A 21,919-nucleotide genomic window follows, 5' to 3' on the forward strand; every position below is an offset into this window, starting at 1 on the left:
CGCTGGAAGCACCTTTTCACTTACGGCTTGCCGTTTGCAAACGGTATTTTTTCAGTTTTCGGACGATCGTGGCCTGGCTGGTTCCCAACTCCTCCGCGATCTTGTACGTACTGTTGAATTTTTCAACGGCGATGGTCAACATTTCGCGCTCGGCGGATTCGATGGCTTCTTTTAAGGATTTGATTTTGGCGGTGGAGAGCGGCTGTTCCTCCTTTTGCCGATATTCGCTCGGAAGATCGTCCAAGGTGATGCATGTGGCCGGTACGATCAGCACCAATCGTTCCACCAGGTTCGACAACTCCCTCACATTGCCCGGCCAGTGATATTGGTAAAAAAACTCTTTCAATTCCCTGCTGAATTCTCTGTCGATCTGGTACTTCTCCTGGAAATGTTTCAGAAAATATTGCACCAGCGGCAAGATATCTTCTCTGCGTTCCCGCAGGGGAGGTATGGCGATGGGAATGACGTTCAGGCGGTAGTACAAATCTTCCCGAAAGGTCCCTTTTTGCACCATTTCTTTCAAATTCCGATTGGTTGCGGCAATCAGCCGCACATCCACACTTTTGGGCCTGGTTCCGCCTACTCGTTGAACCTGTTTGTCCTGTAGAACCCGCAGCAGTTTTACCTGAAGAGCCAGCGGCAGTTCGCCCACCTCATCCAGAAACAGCACCCCTTCATGCGCCAGCTCAAACAGTCCCGGCTTGCCTGACCGACTGGCACCGGTAAATGCGCCCGCTTCATAGCCAAACAGTTCCGTTTCCAAAAGATTATGCGGGATGGCTCCGCAGTTCACTTTGACAAACTCTCCCTTTCCGAAGCGGCTGCTTGCGCGGTAGATATGCCGGGCCAGGAGATCTTTGCCGACACCCGTCTCGCCAAGGATGAGGACGGTCGCGTCGAAATCTGCGATGCGATCGGCCATATCGTAAATCTCCCTCATGCGCCTGCTTTCCACAATGACATCCGGGTCCCGGCAAGCTTTTGTCTTCAGCTTCTCCAGTTCCTTTCTGTATTGATCGTTCAATTCCAACGCTTTGTTCAATTCGTGACAAAGCTGGTTCAATTCAGAAAGATCGCGGATATTGGTGACGACCTTTTCGATTTCTCCCTCTTCGTTAAACACAGGCGTTCCGGTCATCAATGTTTCCTTGCCGGCAAAATTGCTCTGCACGACTGTCACCGGGCGTCTCTGTTCCAGCACCTTAAAGGTGACGGATTCTTTCAAGATTCCCCGCTGCATGAGATCCCTGGTGTTTTTGCCGATATAGTATTCCTTGGGGATGCCGGTAATCCGCTCAATGGCGGAGTTGGTTTTCAGGGTCGTTCCTTGGTTGTCGGTAATGTAGATGGCATCATACGAATTTTCAATAATGGCATCCAGCTCCCGGTTCAGTTTGTCCAACTCGGTAATCTTCTGCTGCAACAATTTGATATGGGAGCCATCGGCCGCCACGTACACGACCATGTCTTGCCCTTCATTTACGATGGGATGATAGAGCAACAGATACGGGGCCCCCTGAAATTCAATCGAAAGCAGATGATTCCCCCGTTCCTCCCATTGCTGAAAGAGATTTCGGATATTCTCCTTGGCGGCGAAAGGTTGAAACGTTTTTGCAAACATCGCGTTATGACACTGGATGATGCCAGTGGTATCTGTCACGATGACGGGAAAAGGGACTGCTTCCACCCAATCGCGGAGCGGGATCATCTGTTGCAGCCCTCCTTTGCCTCAATGGACAGCAGGATGGTGTACAACGTCCGCAATACCGGTACATCAATTCCCAACACGGCAGCTTTTCTGATCAAGTAACCGCAGAGCGATTCAATCTCCATCTTTTTTCCGCGTTCCCTGTCCTGCAGCATGGACGTCTTGTGATTCCTTGCCTGTCCGGCGGAAAGAAAAATGCTGTCAATCACATGCGGCCTGATGTCCACTCCGCTTGCCGTGCCGATTTGGACGGCTTCCCGCAGCACGCGTTCAGCCGTCGTCCGGAGATGTTGATCATCCAGAACCTCGCCAACCGTAGCTCTCGTTGCGGCGGTCAAGAGGTTGAATGTGACGTTCCATAACAATTTCTCCCATTTTCGATCGAGGATGGAATCGGTTAGCCTGCACTCGATGCCGGCAGAATGAAAGATTTCCCGCAGCGCTGCAGCTTGATCTTGAGCGGATTTCTCCAACGCACCCATGATGATGGCGTACGGCCCATGCTGCCGGATCACTCCTGGCTTTTCCACACGTGAGGAAATGTATGCTGCTCCGGAAAAGATGCGCTCCTTCCCGAAAATCTCCGCAAGGATCTCCTCATTGTCCACCCCGTTCTGGAGGGTAAGCACCTTTGAATCCGCTTTCAATAACGGGTGAAGAGCCATTGCCGTCTCCCTTGTATCCGTAGATTTGACGGTAAACAGGAGCAACTCCGCTTGGCTTACCTCTTCCATGCTGTCGGTAAACGTACCGTCCACCCGAAAGGAATCGAAATCGGTTTTGACGAGCAGACCATCTTCTTTCATGGCTTGCAGATGTATGCCCCTTGCCAGAAAAACGACCTCATGTCCAGCCTTTTTCAGCATGGCCCCATAAAACCCACCAACAGCACCCGAACCGATAACTCCAATCCTCAAGATGCGCCACTCCCCCAGAGAGAATATCACCCGGTTCCGTTGAAAAACATCGGTAAACCGGGTTATCGCCACATCCTCTTTAAGCCGCTTGCGATTTTCATGAATTTACACTCTTTTCGAATTGTTCTTCTATCTTATCCAATTCATCTTGGAATCGTCAAGAAAGGTAGCCATTCCATGGAATTACGCCCAAAAAATTCGTTGTACAACAAAGAACACTCCGGTGAGGGCGATCAGTCCAACCATCATTCCGATTCTACCGAAAAAAGGTCTTTTTGCTTGGATCCCTTCTTTATGGGCGTCTCCTGTCTCCTCCGCAATAAGCCGCAGCAGGACAACCATCACCGCAACGAAGATGATATTGACAAACCAAATCATCGCTGTGGGAAAGACGAGCATGACGCCAAGCATCGCTCCCATCATTCCGCCCATGATCCCTGCCAACATGCCGTCCAATACGGCCAGCAAGCTTATGGGTCTGCCGGCAGCATAACCGGCGGTCATCCCGGCCACCACAGCCAGGATGGTGGAATTGGTCAAATCATGATACAAAGAAACGCCGAAGAGAATGCCAAGCGTCAGACTCACCATCATTCCGATGGTCATCGCGATCATCATTCCGGCCATATCCGTCAATTTTTCACGCCGTTGATAAATTTGATAGACGAGATAAGCAGTGACGATCAGGACCCCTAGCATATTGACGAACGTCATGATGATCCCCCCATGCTTTTAGGATGCTTTTCTTTCATCGAAAGCCGCATTCCGCATTACAGAACCGGCCATGCCCTTTTGAAGAGAATGAGGTTGCCGGTACGTTTGATAAAAAACACCTTTCCTGTTGGGCAGCATGGCAAGTGATAAACTAACCATCCCAAACAGAAAGGTGTTCCGCGGACTCATGACCAAAGGGCTCCATGTCATCGGCGTGATCAAAGACTCTGCGATTGCATGCCTGGTATCCATGACGGTGCATCATCAGCGGAACCGCCGTTTGCAAAAAGATTCCGCTTAACCGCCTCCATCCACGATTCCAGGTCATGGACATCCACAAACCGATCGACGTAAGGAAGCGCTGTGCTCATCCCTGCTGCCACCGGTTCGTATCCTTCTTCTCCCAGCAGCGGATTGACCCAAACAATTTTGCCTACCTGCCCGGAAAGGGACTCCATTGCGCGTTTTAATATTTGGGGATTGCCGGTATCATAGCCATCCGATACAATGATGAGCCACGTTTTCTGCCGCAACAAACTTCCATACCGGTTCAACAGACGTGTCAGGCAAGATCCGATACGCGTACCGCCCTTTAACTCGATCAATTGTTCATAGGGGATGCCCTGGACAATTTTGCGTGACAAGAGCGGTGTCACACGCTTGATATCCGTACTGAACACGAATGCTTCCACACGGGCCTTGGTATGCAGAAACGCCCAGGCAATCGTGGTAAAGAAATCGGCGTGCGGCTTCATCGACCCTGAAACATCGGTCACCACCACAATTCGCGGACGAGCCTTGCGATATTTGCGTTTATAGATGACGAAAGGATCTCCCCCGTTTTTCATGGCTGTACGCAATGTTCGCCGAAAATCGATGGAAAACCGCCGCCCCTTTTGCAAGCGCCGACTGCGCGGGCTATCAAATTGAAGGACAGCTTTCTTTGTCCAATGCAGGATTTGCCGCAACTGTCCCTCTTTCATGACTTGCAGGGCGTAACGCTGACCGTGATCGGGATTGTATGCTCGCAGCATGGCTCCTTCAATCTGCAGGGACGAAGAGGTGTCAGCGGTGAAGTTCCCGGAGCCTTGCAAACCGCCTTCCGCTTCCATCACTGTCTTTTGTTTTAATTCGTGCTGCAATATCCCGAAATGACGTTTGAACAGACTCGGAAATATCCCCCATTCTGCCGGACTTTTGGCGTAGATGGAGCGCATGGCGTCCATCACTTGTTCCATCGACTCGATCTCAATGGCCGATAAGGCGGCGATTGCCGTCAGGCTTTCAGGCGTCCCCACCCGAAAGCCGTACTGTCTGAGAAACGGAGCAAAACTTTGTACCTGCTCGACGATCCTTCCGGACAAAACGCCTACCTGTCTTAACAGCACCTCTAGCCCTTCCATAACAGTGACAAACCTTTCTGATAGACAAACTCCATATCTTCTTGCGTCTTGAGCACACATCCCAGCGTAAGGGAGATGCTTTCTTCATCCAGCTGGCTGACAGCCAATTGTTCCATTGCCTGTGCCCAGTCAATCGATTCGGCCATTCCCGGCGGTTTTAACAAGGACCACTGCCTCATTTGGCGCACGGCCCGGACAATTTGCCGGATGAGATTGTCCGCCAATCCCGGCACACGCAGCTTGATAATTTCGACTTCGCGCTCCGGGCTCGGATAGTCAAGCCAGAAGTATAAACAACGCCTTCTGAGCGCATCCGAAAGATCCCGGGTACGATTGGACGTCAGAATCACCATGGGGGGATGCGGCGCACGGAACGAACCGATTTCCGGAATCGTAATTTGAAATTCCGCCAGAAACTCCAGCAGCAACGCTTCAAACTCCTCGTCCGCCCGGTCCACCTCATCAATCAATAAAACGGGCGCGGGTTCTGTCCGCAATGCTTTGAGCAGGGGACGCTCGATCAGATACGCTTCGGTGTAGATATCGGTTGAGATCTTTGCTTGATCACGTCCTTCGATGACGGTGCGTGCGGTTAACAGCTGCTTGGGATAATCCCAATCATATAAAGCATGGGCAGCATCCAATCCTTCATAACACTGCAAGCGGATGAATTCAACGCCGCGAATCTGTGCCATCACTTTCGCCAGTTCCGTTTTCCCCACACCGGCAGGTCCTTCCATAAGAACAGGGCGCCCGAGACGCCCCGCCAAGTACAGTACGGTAGTGAGTGCCTGATCCGCCACATAACGGGCTCGCTGCAATTCTTCCTGCAACCTGTTAATTTGTTCGTTCATTCCTCATCCTCATTTGCTACCGCAACTTCGTTTTTCATGGAAATCAGCGCATTTCGAATGTTTTCAAACACTTGTTCCGTAATCTTGCGAGCTTGCCCGTCAATCAACCGTCCCCCGATGGTGGCGATCGGACCGCTGACCACGACATCACATGTCCATTTCAACAGGGTACCCTGCTGTTCTTCCAGATCTTCCAAAAACATTTTGGCGCTCATATCAATCCCGCTTCCCATGCCGCCACCCTTGACCGACATCGAAGCCGCCTTGCCCGGTTCCTCGATCGTGATAACGTTTGCCAGATCAAAAGCACCCCGAATCGGACCTAAACCAACCCGCACTTTTGCGCGAAAATTTTGATTGTCAGTGACGTCCATGCTTAACAAATCAGGCAGACAAGGTCCCACCTTGTGCGGATCCATAAGAAAATTCCAAACCATTTCGCGGGACACCGGGATGGTAAAATCACCACTGTAGTTCTTCAATTGTCATTCCTCCTTCGACTTGCATCTTAAACTTCTACCGTATGTGCATATTTTTCCGGATTTTTCAAGAATTCCTGGCGGCAATGCGGACAACAAAATCCATACTCCTTGCCTTGATATTCCGCTTTATGCAGCGTCGTGTTCAAATCCACCACCATGTGACAGATCGGATCGATCACTTCCCGCCGGGTCTTGTTCTCTGTTACCTGCAGCGTCAATGGAGCAAAGGTGCGTTTCTTCCTTCTGTATTCGATGATTTCCGCCAAAATCGTAACCGCGATTTCGGCCGGGTCTACCGCCCCCAAGTCCAATCCTGCCGGAGCGGAAAGAAAGGAACAAAACTCTTCCGAAACTCCCCGGATCTTCAAATCTGCCAATACCGCTTCCCGGCGTTTGGGACTTGTGACCAGCCCCACATAGGAAAGTTCGCATCCTTGCAGCGCCAGTATGCTTTCCGTATCATAGAGACCCATCGATGCGACAACCACATACGCTCCCGGTGACAGCTGAGCCTGGATGGTTTCGGTCAATCCGGAAAGGTTGGATGCATCTGCAGAAGCCGCCTGTTCCATGACCACGGATCTAACCTGAAAATTCAAGTGAGCCGCCAGTTTTTGCAGATTGTCCGCGATGGGAGAATGACCGATCACCAGCAAAACGGGTGCCGGAAGCTTTGGCTCGATAAACAATTCAACGGTTCCCTCCGAGTGGCAGGTCATCGGCAAAACGGTAAGACCGTCCGTTGTCCGAGACTGCGACGGATCAGACGTGATCAGCACCAGATGGCTGGCCCCGTTTTCGATACATTTCAATGCTTGTGAAACGACAAGCGTTTGGATGCATTGGCCGCCGACGAATCCGATCATTTCTCCCGTGGAGGTAATCAACGCCTTTGCTCCGACAATCGCCGAAGTGGGTTTTACGGTGCGAACCACGGTAACCACCGCAAACGGTTCCCGCGCTTCTTCCATTCGAAGAGCCTCTTGCCAGATCTTATCCATACAGGGTGTCTGACGGGGAGTCCCCCGTCAGACCATCCTCCTCTCCTACCCAAGACTTCCTCTTATTCCGTTACCCCGCTCTTGCGCAAAATTTCCCAAACCTTCCAGGGGAAAATCGGCATGTCGATATGCTCAACACCAAACGGTGCAAGCGCATCCACAACCGCATTGACGAAGGCGGCCGGGGAACCGACATTGGGTGATTCGCCCACACCTTTTGCACCGATCGGGTGATGCGGCGATGGCGTAACGGTTCGGTCCGTCTCCCAATGCGGCGAATCCAGAGCAGTGGGTACAAGATAGTCCATCCAGTTCGGGGCCAGGCAGTTTCCATCCTCGTCAAACGGAATGTCCTGCATAAACGCAATCGCAAAACCTTCCGTCAATCCACCGTGTACTTGGCCTTCCACGATCATGGGATTAATCACGTTGCCGCAGTCATCAACGGCCAGGAAACGGCGTACTTTCACAGCGCCCGTCCCTTTGTCAATATCCACAACCGCGATATAGGCCCCATGCGGGAAGGTCAGATTGGGCGGATCGTAATAATAGGTTGCTTCCAGACCGGGCTCCATGCCTTCGGGCAAATTCGTATAGGCTGCCAAGGCCACTTCCCCCATCGTAACCTTGCGGGAGGGGAGCCCTTTTACCTGGAACGCCTCTCCATTCCATGCAACATCCTCTTCTCCCACTTCCAGCAGATGAGCGGCAATTTTCTTCGCCTTTTCCCGGATGCGCCGTGCGCAAAGCGCCGCTGCTCCTCCTGCTGTTGGGGTACTGCGGCTTGCATAGGTGCCCAAGCCATAGGGAGCCGTATCGGTATCGCCCTCTTCCACCAACACGTCATCCGTGGTTAAGCCCAGTTCTTCTGCGATGATTTGCGCAAAAGTGGTTTCATGCCCCTGTCCCTGATGCCGTACTCCCAATCGGGCAATCACTTTTCCGGTCGGATGCACGCGGATTTCAGCACTGTCAAACATTTTGATCCCCATGATATCAAACGAATGGGAAGGACCAGCACCAACCACTTCCGTGAATGTGGAAATGCCAATGCCCATTAACTCGCCGCGCGCCCGTTTCTCCGCCTGTTCCTTGCGCAGTTCCTGATAGCCGATTTTCTCAAGGGCCAGCTTGAATGTTTGCTCATAGTCGCCGCTGTCATAGGTCCATCCTGTCGGAGACTGATAAGGGAACTGCTCTTTCTTGATAAAGTTGCGCAGTCTCAGGTCGGCAGGATCCATGTTCAACTTGCGTGCCAGGACATCCATGGTTCGTTCGATCAGATAAGCGGCTTCCGTGACACGGAAAGAACAACGATAGGCCACGCCCCCCGGCGCCTTGTTGGTATAGACGCCGTCCACTTCAACAAACGCCTGCTGAAAATCATAGGAACCGGTGACGATGCTGAACAAGCCGGCAGGAAACTTCGTCGGATCCGCCGCCGCGTCAAACGCGCCGTGATCTGCAAGCGTTTTCACTCGCAAGGCTAGAACTTTTCCGTTTTCATCTGCAGCGATCTCGGCTTTCATATGGTAATCGCGGGCAAACCCGGTGCTTGCGATATTCTCCGTACGGGTTTCGATCCATTTGACCGGCTGTCCCAGCTGCAAGGAAGCAACGATGGCGCAGACATATCCCGGATAGACCGGAACTTTGTTCCCAAACCCTCCGCCAACGTCCGGAGAAATGACATGAATCTTGTGTTCAGGCAGACCGCTGACCATCGCCAATACCGTGCGATGCGCATGGGGCGCCTGTGACGTGACATACCAGGTTAATTTGCCTGTTCCCTTGTTGTAATCCGCGATACATCCGCATGGTTCCAGCGGGGACGGGTGAACCCGTTGAAAACGCACATCCTGGCTGACCACCACGGGAGCGTCTTTGAAAATCTCCTCTGTCTTTTCACGATCTCCCGCTTCCCAGTGCCAAATGTGATTGCTCTTCTTTTCCCGATCATCCCGCAACACGGGGGCATCCGGCTGTATTGCGCGGAACGGGTCAACGACGACAGGCAGCGCCTCGTATTCGACCTCGACCAGTTGAGCTGCATCCACCGCCGCAGCACGCGTCTCCGCAACGACGGCCGCCACCTCTTGGTATTGGTAAAGCACCTTCCCGACCGCCAGCACCATTTGCACATCCCCGGCCATCGTCGGGATCCAGGCCAGCTTCAGCTTTGCCAAATCCTCACCGGTGATAATCAATTTGACGCCGGGGACCTGATAGGCAGCGTCGGTATTGATGCTTTTAATCCTGGCATGCGCATAGGGACTGCGGACAATGCTCATGTGCAGCATATTTGGCAATACAATGTCATCTACATAACGACCCTGACCTCGGATAAACCGGGGATCTTCTTTCCGATGGATCGATTTTCCCATCGGCCGAAGTTCGCATTGATTAATTGCCACTGGGAACCACCTCCGATTGGTTATGCGGATCCATTTTTTGCGCCGCCAAGACACGCCCTGCCGATTGAATGGCTTTGACGATATTCACATAACCGGTGCATCGGCATACGTTGCCTGAAATACCCTTGCGCACTTCCTCCTCGGTCGGTAAAGGATTTCGTTCCAACAGTTCACATGCTGTCATGATCATTCCGGGCGTGCAGTACCCGCACTGGAGGGCATGCTCTTCCCAGAATGCTTTTTGCAGCGGATGCAGTTCACCGTCACGTTCCAGTCCTTCTACCGTCAGGATTTCTTGGCCGTTCGCCTGTACCGCCAGCACGGTACAGGATTTAACTGCCTTGCCGTTCAACAATACGGTGCAAGCTCCGCAAGTAGTCGTATCGCATCCGACATGCGCCCCCGTCAGTCTCAGGTGTTCCCTGAGATAGTAGACGAGCAGCGTGCGGGGCTCGACATCCGATTCATAAACACGTCCGTTTACTGTTACACGTATTTGCATAAAGGAATGCCCCCTCCCTGATTCATTTTTCTAACGAGTAAAATCCGTCAGGCGAAACTAGCGAAGCTCTTCCGCAATCTCCTCAAGCCCCCGCTTTACGAACACCCTGACCAGGTCCTTCTTGTACTCGGCACTGCCGCGAAGGTCCGTCGCCGGATTCGCCTCTTCCTGGGCCAGCAGCGACGCCTGATTGATCGTTTCCTGATCCAAAGGACGCCCAAGCAACCATTCTTCCGCCTTTTTGGCCCGAACTGGAACATCGCCGCATGCGGATAACCCAATACCGACGTCCAGGATGGTTCCGTCGTTCGCCTTGACCACATGCAGCGCCACACCAACAATGGCAAAATCCCCCGCTTTGCGTTCCAATTTCATGTAGCGTGCTGCAGCGCGGCCAATCGGAGAAGGAATCAATACCGCCGATGCAATCTCATCCACCTCAAGCGCTGTCGTGAAGGTATCGACAAAAAAGTCATCGATAAAAACCCGCCGCACTCCGGATGGGCCGATTATCTCCACATCCGCATGCAGGGCAATCATTGCCGCTCCCCAGTCAGAACCCGGATCAGCATGAACGAGAGAGCCGCAGATGGTACCCCGATTGCGAACAGGTACGTCCGCAATCCATTCCGCTGTTTTCGATAACAGCGGGTAGCGGTCCATCAAGTTTCGTTCATTTTCTAGATCCGCATGCCTGGTCAGCGCCCCGATTCGCAAATAACCGTTCTCTTCGCGCCAGCCGCGCAAATCGTCAACATGATTGATATCAATCAGTACTGACGGCATCGCAACGCGCAGCTTCATCATAGGAAGCAAACTTTGACCGCCCGCCAAAATCTTCGCATCGTACCCGTGTTTTTGCAGCAGGGCGATCGTTTCATCCACAGAAGTCGGTGAAAAATAATCGAATGCATTGGGAATCATAAAATTTTTATCCCTCCTTTATAAAATTTAATATTTTTGATTGTTCTGAACATAAACAATTATATCACATATTAAGAATGGTTAAAATATTGAAAATTAAAACATAGAATTTTATTATTATCACCATCGGGATTGTCTTTCGAGAGATTTTCCGACTGCTATTGAAAGAATTTGTCACATATTGTTTCCGGTTGGTCGGATGAGGGTTCCATACTCGGCTGTTGCCGAGACCTGAAAGATAAGTGAAGGAGGGAGCTCGCTTGTCGCGCTTGCAAGAGGCACGGGATGTCATGCACAAAATGAAACAAGCCTGGGAACGAAATCAAAAAACAACGATCTTGATGATTACGGAGGTGCGCGGGTCGGCTTACCGCCAGCCTGGCGCCAAAATGATGATGGCAGCGGATGGGCAGATGTTTGGCACATTGAGCGGCGGTTGCCTGGAGAGCGATTTGTTTGAATGGTCAAAAGAAGCCATTCGGCAATCCACGCCTCTTACCAAACAGTATGATCTGAGTGAAAATGAGTTATGGACGCTCGGCATCGGCTGTAAAGGATCCTTGGAAATCCTGATTGTTCCTGTCGATCAGGATGATCGCTTCTGGCAAACAGCCATGACCGTCATCCAGGAAGAGCGTCCCACTACGCTGATTCTGGAAATTCCGACAGGTGTTCGCGTCCTGCTTGATGAAAACGGGAATGGCTGGGGAGATCTGGCACAGCTCCCGAACGAGGTTCGACAGCAAGCATTGGATCGCACTTTCCAGCGAACGCGTGCAGAAGTTATGACCCATGGTAATCGCCGGTTTGTCATTGATACCATGCGCCCCAGTGAACGATTGATTATCGCGGGTGCCGGCCATGATGCAGTCCCCCTTGTTTCGGTCGCGGCGCAGGTGGGTTTTGGGGTCACCGTACTGGATCCTCGCAAAGACTTTAACAATCCTTTTCGCTTTCCGTCCGCATCCCATCTGGTCGTTGAACCCAGTGCAGCAGACCCTGCCGCTTTACGCGACAGCTGGTGGATCATCATGAATCACCAGCAGAGTCGGGATGAAGCTTCGTTAGCGCTCGCCTTAAAAAGCAGCCCGCGCTTCATTGGCGTGTTGGGCCCCCTGTCGCGCACCCAGGAAATGCTTGCAAACATCGGGGCGGATCTGTCGAGCGGTCCCCTGCACGCACCGATTGGCTTGGATTTAGGCGCCGAATCAATTGAGGAAGTCGCGATCAGCATCATATCTGAACTGATGATGGTCCGAAGCGGCAGCAGCGGCCTGCCCCTTCACGGCCGCACGAAAATCCATGGTTAGGATCGGTGCGGTTATCTTGGCGGCAGGAATGTCGCGTCGGATGGGAGCGCCCAAATTATTGCTGGATTTTCGCGGAAAACCATTGTTCCTACATGCCGTTGAATGTGCGATCCATGCACGATTGAGTCCCGTCCTCCTCGTAGGGGGAGAGCATCTACAGTTCCTTCAGGAGCATACAAAGGAACTGCCCGTGGAAATTGTCAGGAATCCAGACTACGCCGAGGGAATGGCGGCATCGTTAAGGAGGGGCATCGCAGCGATCGATGGCCGTGTCGACGCCGCATTGGTTTTTCTGGCCGACCAACCTTTTGTGCCGCCGGTGTTGATCGAGAAGCTGCTCCAGACGTATACGGAGTGCCGCTCGGCCGGCATTCGGATCGTGCGCCCCCAGTACGATGGCATACCCGGACATCCTGTTTTGTTTGATGCCGAGCTGTTTGCAGAATTTGCAGAGCTGCACGGGGATGAAGGAGGCCGCTCCATCATCAAGCGTCACGCCGAGAAAGTGAAACTGCTCCCCACCGCTCATCCCCTGTGGGGAGCAGACATCGACACGCCGGACGATCTGAAGAAATTCGAAAGATCTTTCCCTTGGCATTAAGTTGACCGCCGTAAAAAACACCGTTACCGAATCGTCGATAACGGTGTTTTCGTATACCTGGCTGCTTCCTTTTTATTCCTGCTGGAGCGTTTTTTGCGGGACCGCCTGCCCTTTCAGCAGCGGCAGAATCACAAGCACGCCGATGAAGAACAGTACGGTGGCCGCTTCGAACATCGCCACCAGCGAGAACATTGCCTTCAGCCACCCGGTGATGCTCATCATGATCACCATCGCGCCCATGAAGAGCGGGCTGAGGATTCCGTTGACACGGCCAACGAACGAAGCCTCGGCATTTTGCAAAATCAGCGTGTTGATCCCGATATGGATGCACGGCATGACCAGTCCGCAGATAAATTGGGCCGTCAGCGTCAGCCATAACTGCGTGGACAGCCCCATCACCAGAAAGCCACAGGCGCTGACGGTCATCCCGAATATGAGGAGCTTTTGCGGCGCGATCTTTTTCGCCAGCCCCATCATCACGCCGCCGCCCAGGATCATCGCGATGCCATTGGCTGCCATCAGCCACTGCAAATGCTCCTTCGGCAAGCCGAGCCGTTCCGTGATGAGGAAAACCACCAGCGGCTGCGTCAAGCCAATCGCCAACCCCGCTGCGGCAAAACAGCCGCCGAGCGAGGTCAAGGTACGGTTCCCCAACACATATTGAAAACCCGCCTTCATTTCCTGCCACAGCGTCGTTTTCTCCGCACGCTCCTCCAAGTCGCGGTCTGGCGGCAGCATCAGCAGCACGCCAGCGGACAGCAAGAAGGCTGCGCCCGTGATGGCGAGCGCGGCGCCGATGCCGTAATGCTGATAAACAAATGTCCCGACAATCGGCCCCAAGATCATAAACAGCGCAAATATCGTCTGGTACATGGACATCCCCATCTGGATCAGCTGTTCCGGTACGTGCAGTTTGAACAATTTCAAGCCGGACGGCTGCGAAAACTGCGACAATACGGAGGAAACAAGCGTCGCGAAAAAGATGGCTTTCCAACTGCCGAACACCATTGTAAGCAGCACGACAAACATGGAAAGCGAGCTGAGTACGTCACACCAGACCATCGTGCGCTTAGGCCGCCAACGATCGGCAAACGTGCCCCCGATAAAGGAGAACAAAAAGATCGGTGCAAATTCGGCCACGGATATGAGCGATACAGCAACCGGATCCCCGTTCGTCCGCTCCATCACGTAGAGCAGGATGGCGTAGTTGCGGACCCAGACGCCGATCTGCAGGAAAAACACCGACAGCAGAATGGTTCGTACCACCGCGTTGCGGAACAAGGCTGCCGCCGAGAAGTTGGCAGTCGATTGCACAGTCATAACATCCCTCTTTCTTTTTTTGAATCTGACCGGCTGACGATCCCAGCATCTATTGGGTTTTGGCGACCACTCCCTTCACCCGTGTACCGGCTCTGTGTTCACAGGCCCTCTCTCCACACTCCTGCAAAATCTGACCGGGCAGCCGTCACTTTTTTTGACGTTCCGAACCACACAAAAAGACGCCGGGCTTTTGCCGACGCCTTGTGAAACGCAAAAAGACGCCGGTTTCTTCCCGACGTCTGTCTTCATGCATGGATGGTGCCGATTAAACGGCTTGCTTTCCGCAACCCCTGATTCCATGGCGGCCGGGGAACGCGCACGAGAGCCATCCCGCATGCGAACGATCGGGAAATGTTTTCGCGATGTTTGTTTGTACGAATTCACTTACCATGATCGTTAAGCCTCCTTTCGCCATGTTCCCCTTCTCGCAGGGGCGCATACTGTTTTTGTCTAACATGCAAAGTATAGGATGGGTATTGGCTCTCTGTCAAGAAAAACTGCGCATGAAAAGATTAACAGCGGCGAATGCCCAGCTGCACATTCCCCGCTGCACGTACAAAATACCGGTCGCTTTTGCCCCCAGTTCATGCCGATCATTGTAAATCAGGCACTCGGCCCCCATCCCTCTCTCTTTTCCACGATTTCGATTGGCCGATTGGCAGTCTCCGTTGCAGTTAACCGCGCAGCGCCGCCAGATCCACCTTCGGCACAAGCCCTTCTTCCGCGGCGCGGCCGAGCAGCGCGCTTACCGCCGCATACCCTTCCTCGCCCAAATGGCGGGTAAACTCGTTTACATACAGGTCGATGTGCGCTTTGGCAACGGCGGGATCCATCTCCTGCGCGTGGCGCATCACATACGCCTGCGACGCCTCCGGATGCGCCCACGCATATTCCACCGACGCCCGTATCCAGCCGGCGATCGCCTGCCGGTCCAGCGAGCGGCGGGCAATGATGGCGCCGAGCGGAATCGGCAGATTGGTGTCGGCTTCCCACCAGCTGCCCAAATCGACCAGCAGGTTCAGGCCATATGCTGGATAGGTGAAGCGTGCCTCGTGGATAACCAGCCCGGCATCGATCTTGCCGTCGCGAACGGCCGGCATGATTTCATGAAACGGCATCACCACAATCTCGCCTACCCCTCCCGGCACGTGTCGGGCTGCCCACAGCCGGAAGAGCAGATAGGCGGTCGAACGTTCGCTGGGTACCGCTACACGGCGGCCTGCCAGCACCGCCGGGTCCTGGGTTCCACTCGGATTTTTCGTGAGCACCAGCGGCCCGCAGCCTCTTCCCAGCGCTCCCCCGCAGGGAAGCAGCGCATAGTCGTCCAGCACCCACGGCAGCGCCGCATACGAAATCTTCAGGACATCCGGGCCATTCGGACTTACTGCCAGATTGTTGGTGATGTCGATATCCGCATAGGTTACGTCAAGTTCCGGGGCGCCGGGCACCAGGCCGTGCACCCAGGCGTGGAAAACGAATGTGTCGTTAGGGCAGGGTGAGAAAGCGATTTTCATGCGAACACCTCCAGTAGTACTGTGCTTGTTGCTTCCAGCATCTGCAGCGCCTCTTTGATTCGCCATGAGGACCGGTCGCGCGGGCCGACAGCGTTGGAGATCGCGCGGATTTCCAGGATGGGTACTCCGGACAGGCGGGCAGCGGCTGCCACCCCGTAGCCCTCCATCGCTTCAGCGGTCGCCCCGGGCACGCGAGCGGCCAGTTCCTGGGCGGTTGCAGCGGTGCCGGTCACGGTGGATACACTGAGCACAGGACCCGTCGTCACTGGCAGTCCGGCTGCCTGCATGGCCGCCGTCACCCGGTTGACCAGGCTTGCGTCAACCGGGATGCGGGTGGAGCCGAAACCCAGCTCGTCCAGGCTGCAGAAGCCTTCCGGGGTCTGCGCGCCCAGGTCGGCGGCGATGATTTCATTCGCCACCACCAGGGAGCCCACCTCGGCTCTACCGGCAAAGCCTCCCGCGATTCCGGCGCACACCACCAGCCCATACCGGGCCGCTGCCAACGCCGCGGCCGTGCTGGCTGCTGCAGCTGCTGGCCCGACTCCGCCCACCAAGACGTCAAATCCGTCTGCACCGCGGAGCCCACGCAAGACGGCGTCCCTTTCCGCCGGAACCGAGGTCACCACGAGGACGCGCATTCCCGGCTGCTGCTGACAGGAAGCTGGTTCAGACGCGTCCGTTTTCACATGCGCATTCACGTTCCTGTTCTCCCTTTCTTTCCATGAAAAAGTTCGGCGAGAAGTCTCTCATCGTTTCAAACAATAACCTTCCTCCAAATTATCTTTCTCCCGGATTCTTGTAAAGAGGGGTTCTGCGTGCCAAGTGTACCGATCGTCAAAACGCGTCAAAGGTCCGTTCATGTCGCGGACCTTTTTGTCTTACTTCACATATTTTTTGATCAGGTTCATTTTCATGTCCCACGTTTTCTGGCTTAAGTGGACGGGATATACCTCCGGATTCAACAGACGAAGGTACTCCTTCCAAAACAAGGAAAGCTGCTGCTTGTGGTATTCCCTGATCTGATCCAGCTGCGGCAGCTGATACACCTGTTTCCCGTTGAGAAAGATCGTTTCCAGGAGGGGCACCGCTTCAAAATCGGTCACGACCTTGCGGATGTACGTGTGAACGGGATCAAACAGGACAAGATGATCCTGGTTCTGCACGTCCTCGTCATGCAGGGCAATATAATCCCCCTCCGCCTTTCCCGTCTGTTTGTTCATGATGCGGTAGACGCGCTTCACCCCGGGTGTTGTGATCTTCTCCGGATTGGCCGAGATTTTGATGGTGGGGACGTATGTGCCGTTTTCTTCGTAGGCTACCATCTTGTAGACGCCGCCCAGGGCGGGTTGATCCGCCGCCGTTATCAATCGGGTGCCGATGCCCCACGCATCGATTCTGGCCCCCTGCCCTTTCAAGTTGAAAATGATGGTTTCATCCAAATCGTTGGACGCCATGATTTTCACGTCGGGAAACCCCGCGTCATCCAGCATCTTGCGCCCTTGGATGGAGAGATAGGCCAAGTCTCCGCTGTCGATCCGGATTCCCAGGAGCTTTTTCCCCCGCTGCTTCAGCATCCTTGCCACCTTGATGGCGTTCGGAATCCCGCTTTTCAGCGTGTCATAGGTATCCACAAGAAGCGTGACTTGATCAGGCAGCGCTTCGGCAAAACGGATAAACGCCTCCTCTTCGCTGGGATGATCCTGTACCCATGCATGGGCATGCGTCCCCTTGGTCGGGATGCGAAACATCATGCCCGCCCGCAAATTGGAGGTTGCATCAAATCCGGCGAGGTAGGCTGCTCTTGCCCCCCAGATGGCGGCATCCGCTTCCTGCGCTCGCCTTGTCCCAAACTCAATCAGCGTATCATCCGGTGCGACCTGGCGAATGCGTGCCGCCTTGGTGGCGATCAACGTCTGATAGTTGATGAAGTTGAGGATGGCCGTCTCGATCAGAAGCGCCTCGAATGCTCTCGCTTCCACCTGAATCAGGGGTTCGTTCGGGAACACAAGCGTCCCTTCTTTGACGGCCCGGATAGTGCCGCTGAATCGAAAGTTCCGCAGCTCGTCCAGGAAGGCGGGATCGTACTTCTCTTCCTGTTCGGAGAGATAGGCAATATCTTCCTCGGTAAACTGCAGGTGATTGATGTAATGGATCAACCTTTCCAGCCCCGCGAAAACCGCAAATCCGTTGCCGAACGGAAGATTGCGAAAATAGGCTTCGTATACGTGTTTTCGGTTGTGCGTGCCAAACTTCCAATGGGCATACATCATGTTTACTTCATATTTGTCGGTATGCAGGGACAAATGACCATACTTCATCCAATTGCTCCTCTCCAGATGGCCCGCATTCGGGAATGGAGCCTTCTCCTCCGGTTCTAGCTGCTCACTTCCAACAATACTTTTCCCGTGCTCTGCCTGCTTTCCACCCATTCGTGGGCCTGCGCAGCCTGCTCCAGGGAAAAGCGCCTGCCGATTTTGATGGTTAACCGCTGCTCCGCCAAAAGCCCAAGTACGCGCTCGGCTGTTTCACGTAGCAGATGCGGCCGCTTTTTTCTGGTTGTTCCGAAACTGAAGCCGAGCACGGAACGGCAGCTCGCATGCAGATCGATGGTTTTAACATGCCCAACTTCGCCGCTCGAATTGCCGAAATGAACGAGCCGGCCGTACATGGCCAGGCAGTCCAGGCTTTTCTCCGTTACCCGCCCGGAAATCGAGTCCAAAATCACATTGGCCCCTTCGCCATTCGTCAATGCCTTTACCTTCTCCGCAAAGTCATCGTTCTCATAGCAGATGACATGATCCGCCCCCGCTTCCAACGCGATGGCGGCCTTCTTTTCACTTCCGACGGTTCCGATCACAAGACCGGCACCCAGTATTTTGGCCAGCTGAATCGCCGTCGTTCCGATTCCGCCCGCCGCCGCATGGATGAGAACCGTTTCGCCGGGTTCCAGCCTCGCGACATCCGCCAGAAGCTTGTAGGAGGTAAACGAGACGATGGGGCATGCCGCCGCTGTCTCAAAGTCGACGGCGTCCGGCAGCAAAAAGGTGAGGCTCTCGTCTGCCACCACATATTCAGCGTAAGAGCCGTTTTTCGGAAACGCGATCACCCGCTGTCCCACCTTGAATTGCCGAACCTCGGAACCTACCGCCTCAATGACCCCTGCGGCATCCAAACCGGGGATAAACGGAGGCTGCTTTCCGCCATGATAGTTGCCGTATCGCGCCTTGATATCGGCAAAGTTGACGCTGGTGGCGACAACGCGGATCAACACATCTTTATCGCCGATCGAAGGCATGTCCACGGTCGTATGTTTCAGTACGTCGGGACCGCCGAATTGCGTTACAAGGACTGCATGCATCTGGGTGACTCCTCTCTATCCCTCTGTTTTCCGAAACCTACCAGTACATTCTACACGCGGCGGAAAATCCCTCCCCCGTCGATTCCGTATATGCCGCGCCAACTCTCCCAACGCTCGGGAAAGCGGTTGCCAATAATGAACAAATGAGATAGAATAAACATGTTTAAAAGTTTAAACCTATGAGGTGAATATGACAAACAATCGAGCATGCAGCAACAAAGCGCTGATTCTGGAAACGTTGAAAAGGAGCACCCCTGTGTTCCAGGCTTTGGGCGATGTCAACCGTCAACAGATCATCGCGCTTCTCCTGGAACAGACCAGTCTGAACGTCAACCAGATCACGGAGAGAATGGCCATTTCAAGACCGGCCATTTCCCATCATCTGAAAATCCTGCGGCAGGCGGATCTCATCGAGTACAACCGCGTCGGCAAAGAAAAATACTATTCCTTAAGCAGCAATATCAGACAAGCCCTGCAGCCCATAAAAGAGCTTCTTCTCGCCGTCGAGGACGGCCCCTAAAATTTTTTACTGATCAAGTTTACAAGTTTAAACATAACGAATCGAAGGGATGAACAAGCATGAAAGCCATTGTCTTTGGCAGCACAGGATTTATCGGCAGCCATGTTGTGGAGCAGCTGCATCTCGCCGGACATCAGGTGACGACCGTCGTTCGGCAGACAAGCGACACATCGTTTCTCCAGCGGTTGGGCGTCAATGTCGTGCCGATCGACTTCTCACATCCCCAAGCAATCGGAAATGTGATCAACGGGCATGATGTCGTCTACAACTGTACGGCAAGCGCGACGCTGCAATCCCCCACCCCTCTGGAGGAAGAGGTGGAAATCAAGCTGACGCGGAAGCTCGTGGAAGCTGCCGCTTCTCAAGGGGCCGCCCGCTTTATACAGCTGAGCACCATCGTCATCTATGACTTCCGCAGCAACGACCCTCTTGACGAATCCTATCAATCGGAGCCGGAGTACCCCATCCAACAAGTAGGAATCGAAAGGGAACGGGTCGTCGAAGAAGCGGGCCGCCAAACCGGAATCACCACCATCATCTTGCGGCCTGCCAGCACGATCGGTGTCCGGGACAAAAAGTCGTTTTTTGCCCGTATGTTCACCGCCCATGCGCATGACCAATATCCGATGGTCGGCCAAGGCGCCGCCAAGGTATCGCTCGTGGATACACGCGACATCGGACGGGCGATGGTCTGGTTGGGAACGTACCGGAAGCCCGACCAAGACAATGGGGTTTATTTGCTCAAAGGCTTCGATACGACCTGGCATGATCTCAAGCAGGAGATCGACCGTGCGACCGGCAGAATCTCGAGGACGATCGATCTGGCGACGGACTTGTCGGAGGAAGAGATGCGCCGCCTGCAGGTAAACCCGTTTGCGCTAAAAACGTTGTCCGTGAACCGGCTCTGGAACGACCGGAAGATACGAACGCTCGGCTTCGAGACAAAATATACGCTGACGGAAGCGGTGGACGCGGCGGTCAACGACCTGCTGACGAGGAACCGCGCTTGATTTCCCGGCTGCTTATCTTACTTTTTCATTAATTTAATGCATTTTTTACATTAGTCATCTTGACAGGGTGGTGCTAGAATCAAAAATGGCGTATGCCTACTTGCCGTTTTTTCCTGCAAAGGTTGTGGTTATCCATGGCATTCTCGTGGAAACGAAATCTTTTCGTGCTTTGGACCGGCGTCTTTTTTTGCAGCACCGCCTACTCCATCTCCATACCGTTTTTGCCGATCTTTCTGCATACTTCGCTCGGGGTGAATGATCATCTGGAGGTGTGGGCCGGGATCTCGTTCGGCATCACCTTTCTGGTCAGCGCCCTGATTTCGCCATTTTGGGGCTCGCTCGCTGACAAGTACGGTCGCAAGCCCATGCTGATACGGTCCGGCTACAGCTTGGCCGTCTTGTATTTTTTGAACTACCTGGTGACGGATCCGTACCTCTTTGTCCTGCTCCGCATCCTGCAAGGGCTGCTGGCCGGTTTCGTCCCGGCTTCCATCGCGCTTGTCGCCACCAACACCCCGGAAAAACACGTCGGGTATGCCCTTGGGGTCATGTCGACCGCCGGGGCCACCGGGGGCATTGTCGGTCCGTTGATTGGGGGGTTGGTGAGTCACCTGTGGGGAAACAGGGAGGCGTTCCTATTTTCCTCCTGCGTCGTGCTGGTCGCCGCGCTGATCGCCACCTTTTTTGCCCGTGAGACCAACCAAAACCGGACAGGCAACCGGTCGAGCGTACGGGAAGACCTGCGCACCGCCGTGAGGAATCGCCCGCTGATGCGTGTCCTGGGTCTTACCATGCTGGTGACGATATCGGTCATGCTGATTGAGCCGCTCCTGACCGTTTATGTGCTTCAACTGGGCGCTTCCCGACAGGACGCGTCGCTAAGCTCTGGGATTATTTTTTCCGCTGTCGGGATCGCTACGGTTTTGGCGGCGCCGCGCTGGGGTTCTCTCGGCAGCAAAATGGGCTACACCAAGGTTCTGCTGATCGGGCTGCTGGGGGGAGGCATCGGCAATCTGCTGCAGTTCTTCTTTACCAATCTGTACGGGTTTGGGGTGCTTCGCTTCCTCTATGGCCTGTTTTTTGCGGCGGTTTACCCTTCCATCCATGCGATGATTGTCAAGGTGACCGACCCCGAATTCCGAGGAAGGGCGTTCAGCCTCAATCAGTCTGCCACCCAGCTTTCCACCATGATCGGCCCCGTGCTCGGCGGTATTCTCGGCAGCATCCTACCCATCCGGGTGGTGTTTCTCATCAACGGGATCGCGCTGCTGCTGGTGGCCGTTCTGATGAAATCCAAGATGAACACGGCTGTGGAGGAGAGCCGCCTTTCCACGGATGGGGCGGTATCCGCCAAATAATCGGGCGTA

General features: G+C 54.0%; 20 protein-coding genes. 5 read left to right on the plus strand and 15 right to left on the minus strand.

Translation table 11 applies throughout. The annotated features are described in order from the left end of the window. Positions 1-16: 16 nt before the first annotated feature. From G3578_RS11655 to G3578_RS11700, 10 genes are all read right to left on the minus strand, one after another. Positions 17-1,708 (minus strand): sigma-54 interaction domain-containing protein, encoded by a 1,692-nt coding sequence (locus G3578_RS11655; RefSeq protein WP_165212805.1) that lies wholly within the window; start codon positions 1,706-1,708, stop codon positions 17-19. Continuing rightward, the gene (locus tag G3578_RS11660; protein WP_165212806.1) at positions 1,705-2,625 is read right to left on the minus strand and encodes a ketopantoate reductase family protein; all 921 of its coding nucleotides are present in this window, start codon (positions 2,623-2,625) and stop codon (positions 1,705-1,707) included. Before G3578_RS11660 ends, G3578_RS11655 begins: the two co-directional genes overlap by 4 nt. Before the next feature lie 183 nt (positions 2,626-2,808). Then, positions 2,809-3,339 carry a hypothetical protein gene (locus tag G3578_RS11665; protein ID WP_165212807.1) on the minus strand — a complete coding sequence of 177 codons (531 nt, stop codon included), beginning with the start codon at positions 3,337-3,339 and terminating at the stop codon, positions 2,809-2,811. 218 nt (positions 3,340-3,557) lie between these two features. Beyond that, on the minus strand, positions 3,558-4,727 hold the full coding sequence (locus tag G3578_RS11670) for a VWA domain-containing protein (protein WP_165212808.1): 1,170 nt from the start codon (positions 4,725-4,727) through the stop codon (positions 3,558-3,560). Between the two features lie 2 nt (positions 4,728-4,729). Beyond that, complete coding sequence (locus G3578_RS11675; RefSeq protein WP_165212809.1) at positions 4,730-5,596, minus strand: AAA family ATPase; 867 nt, start codon at positions 5,594-5,596, stop codon at positions 4,730-4,732. Beyond that, the gene (locus G3578_RS11680; RefSeq protein ID WP_165212810.1) at positions 5,593-6,078 is read right to left on the minus strand and encodes an SRPBCC family protein; all 486 of its coding nucleotides are present in this window, start codon (positions 6,076-6,078) and stop codon (positions 5,593-5,595) included. The genes G3578_RS11675 and G3578_RS11680 overlap by 4 nt, the downstream gene beginning before the upstream one ends. Before the next feature lie 26 nt (positions 6,079-6,104). After that, a complete protein-coding gene (locus G3578_RS11685) occupies positions 6,105-7,049 on the minus strand; it encodes an XdhC family protein (protein WP_165212826.1) in 945 nt (314 codons plus the stop codon). A 92-nt stretch (positions 7,050-7,141) separates the two neighbouring features. Beyond that, on the minus strand, positions 7,142-9,493 hold the full coding sequence (locus tag G3578_RS11690; protein WP_165212828.1) for an aerobic carbon-monoxide dehydrogenase large subunit: 2,352 nt from the start codon (positions 9,491-9,493) through the stop codon (positions 7,142-7,144). Further along, positions 9,483-9,995, minus strand: coding sequence for a (2Fe-2S)-binding protein (locus tag G3578_RS11695; RefSeq protein WP_165212830.1), 513 nt, complete (start codon positions 9,993-9,995; stop codon positions 9,483-9,485). Before G3578_RS11695 ends, G3578_RS11690 begins: the two co-directional genes overlap by 11 nt. A gap of 57 nt (positions 9,996-10,052) precedes the next feature. Then, positions 10,053-10,919: an FAD binding domain-containing protein gene (locus G3578_RS11700; RefSeq protein ID WP_165212832.1), complete on the minus strand. Its 867-nt coding sequence runs from the start codon at positions 10,917-10,919 to the stop codon at positions 10,053-10,055. Between the two features lie 260 nt (positions 10,920-11,179). On the opposite strand from G3578_RS11700, the gene G3578_RS11705 reads away from it, so the two are divergent. Further along, a complete protein-coding gene (locus G3578_RS11705; RefSeq protein WP_165212834.1) occupies positions 11,180-12,229 on the plus strand; it encodes an XdhC family protein in 1,050 nt (349 codons plus the stop codon). Then, the gene (locus tag G3578_RS11710) at positions 12,222-12,830 is read left to right on the plus strand and encodes a nucleotidyltransferase family protein (protein ID WP_277603140.1); all 609 of its coding nucleotides are present in this window, start codon (positions 12,222-12,224) and stop codon (positions 12,828-12,830) included. Before G3578_RS11705 ends, G3578_RS11710 begins: the two co-directional genes overlap by 8 nt. Positions 12,831-12,902: 72 nt before the next feature. Here the strand turns inward: G3578_RS11710 and G3578_RS11715 are convergent, their stop codons facing one another. From G3578_RS11715 to G3578_RS11735, 5 genes are all read right to left on the minus strand, one after another. Further along, entirely contained in the window at positions 12,903-14,150 is a 1,248-nt protein-coding gene (locus G3578_RS11715; RefSeq protein WP_165212838.1) for an MFS transporter, read from the minus strand. Between the two features lie 674 nt (positions 14,151-14,824). Further along, on the minus strand, positions 14,825-15,664 hold the full coding sequence (locus G3578_RS11720; RefSeq protein WP_165212840.1) for a 1,4-dihydroxy-6-naphtoate synthase: 840 nt from the start codon (positions 15,662-15,664) through the stop codon (positions 14,825-14,827). Continuing rightward, positions 15,661-16,302: a futalosine hydrolase gene (locus G3578_RS11725; protein WP_165212974.1), complete on the minus strand. Its 642-nt coding sequence runs from the start codon at positions 16,300-16,302 to the stop codon at positions 15,661-15,663. The genes G3578_RS11720 and G3578_RS11725 overlap by 4 nt, the downstream gene beginning before the upstream one ends. A 240-nt stretch (positions 16,303-16,542) precedes the next feature. Then, positions 16,543-17,982: a nicotinate phosphoribosyltransferase gene (locus G3578_RS11730; protein WP_165212842.1), complete on the minus strand. Its 1,440-nt coding sequence runs from the start codon at positions 17,980-17,982 to the stop codon at positions 16,543-16,545. A gap of 56 nt (positions 17,983-18,038) precedes the next feature. Continuing rightward, entirely contained in the window at positions 18,039-19,022 is a 984-nt protein-coding gene (locus G3578_RS11735; protein WP_165212844.1) for a quinone oxidoreductase family protein, read from the minus strand. Between the two features lie 190 nt (positions 19,023-19,212). Between G3578_RS11735 and G3578_RS11740 the strand changes: the two genes are divergently transcribed. The 3 genes from G3578_RS11740 to G3578_RS11750 all read left to right on the plus strand — a co-directional run bounded on the left by G3578_RS11740 (position 19,213) and on the right by G3578_RS11750 (position 21,910). Next, positions 19,213-19,542, plus strand: coding sequence for an ArsR/SmtB family transcription factor (locus G3578_RS11740; protein WP_165212846.1), 330 nt, complete (start codon positions 19,213-19,215; stop codon positions 19,540-19,542). Between the two features lie 59 nt (positions 19,543-19,601). After that, positions 19,602-20,552, plus strand: a complete 951-nt coding sequence (locus G3578_RS11745; protein WP_165212848.1) for an NAD-dependent epimerase/dehydratase family protein — start codon at positions 19,602-19,604, stop codon at positions 20,550-20,552. 134 nt (positions 20,553-20,686) lie between these two features. Beyond that, positions 20,687-21,910, plus strand: a complete 1,224-nt coding sequence (locus G3578_RS11750) for an MFS transporter (RefSeq protein ID WP_165212850.1) — start codon at positions 20,687-20,689, stop codon at positions 21,908-21,910. Positions 21,911-21,919: the final 9 nt, after the last annotated feature.

Source organism: Brevibacillus sp. SYP-B805 (genome assembly GCF_011059135.1).
Lineage (GTDB): Bacteria > Bacillota > Bacilli > Brevibacillales > Brevibacillaceae > Brevibacillus_F.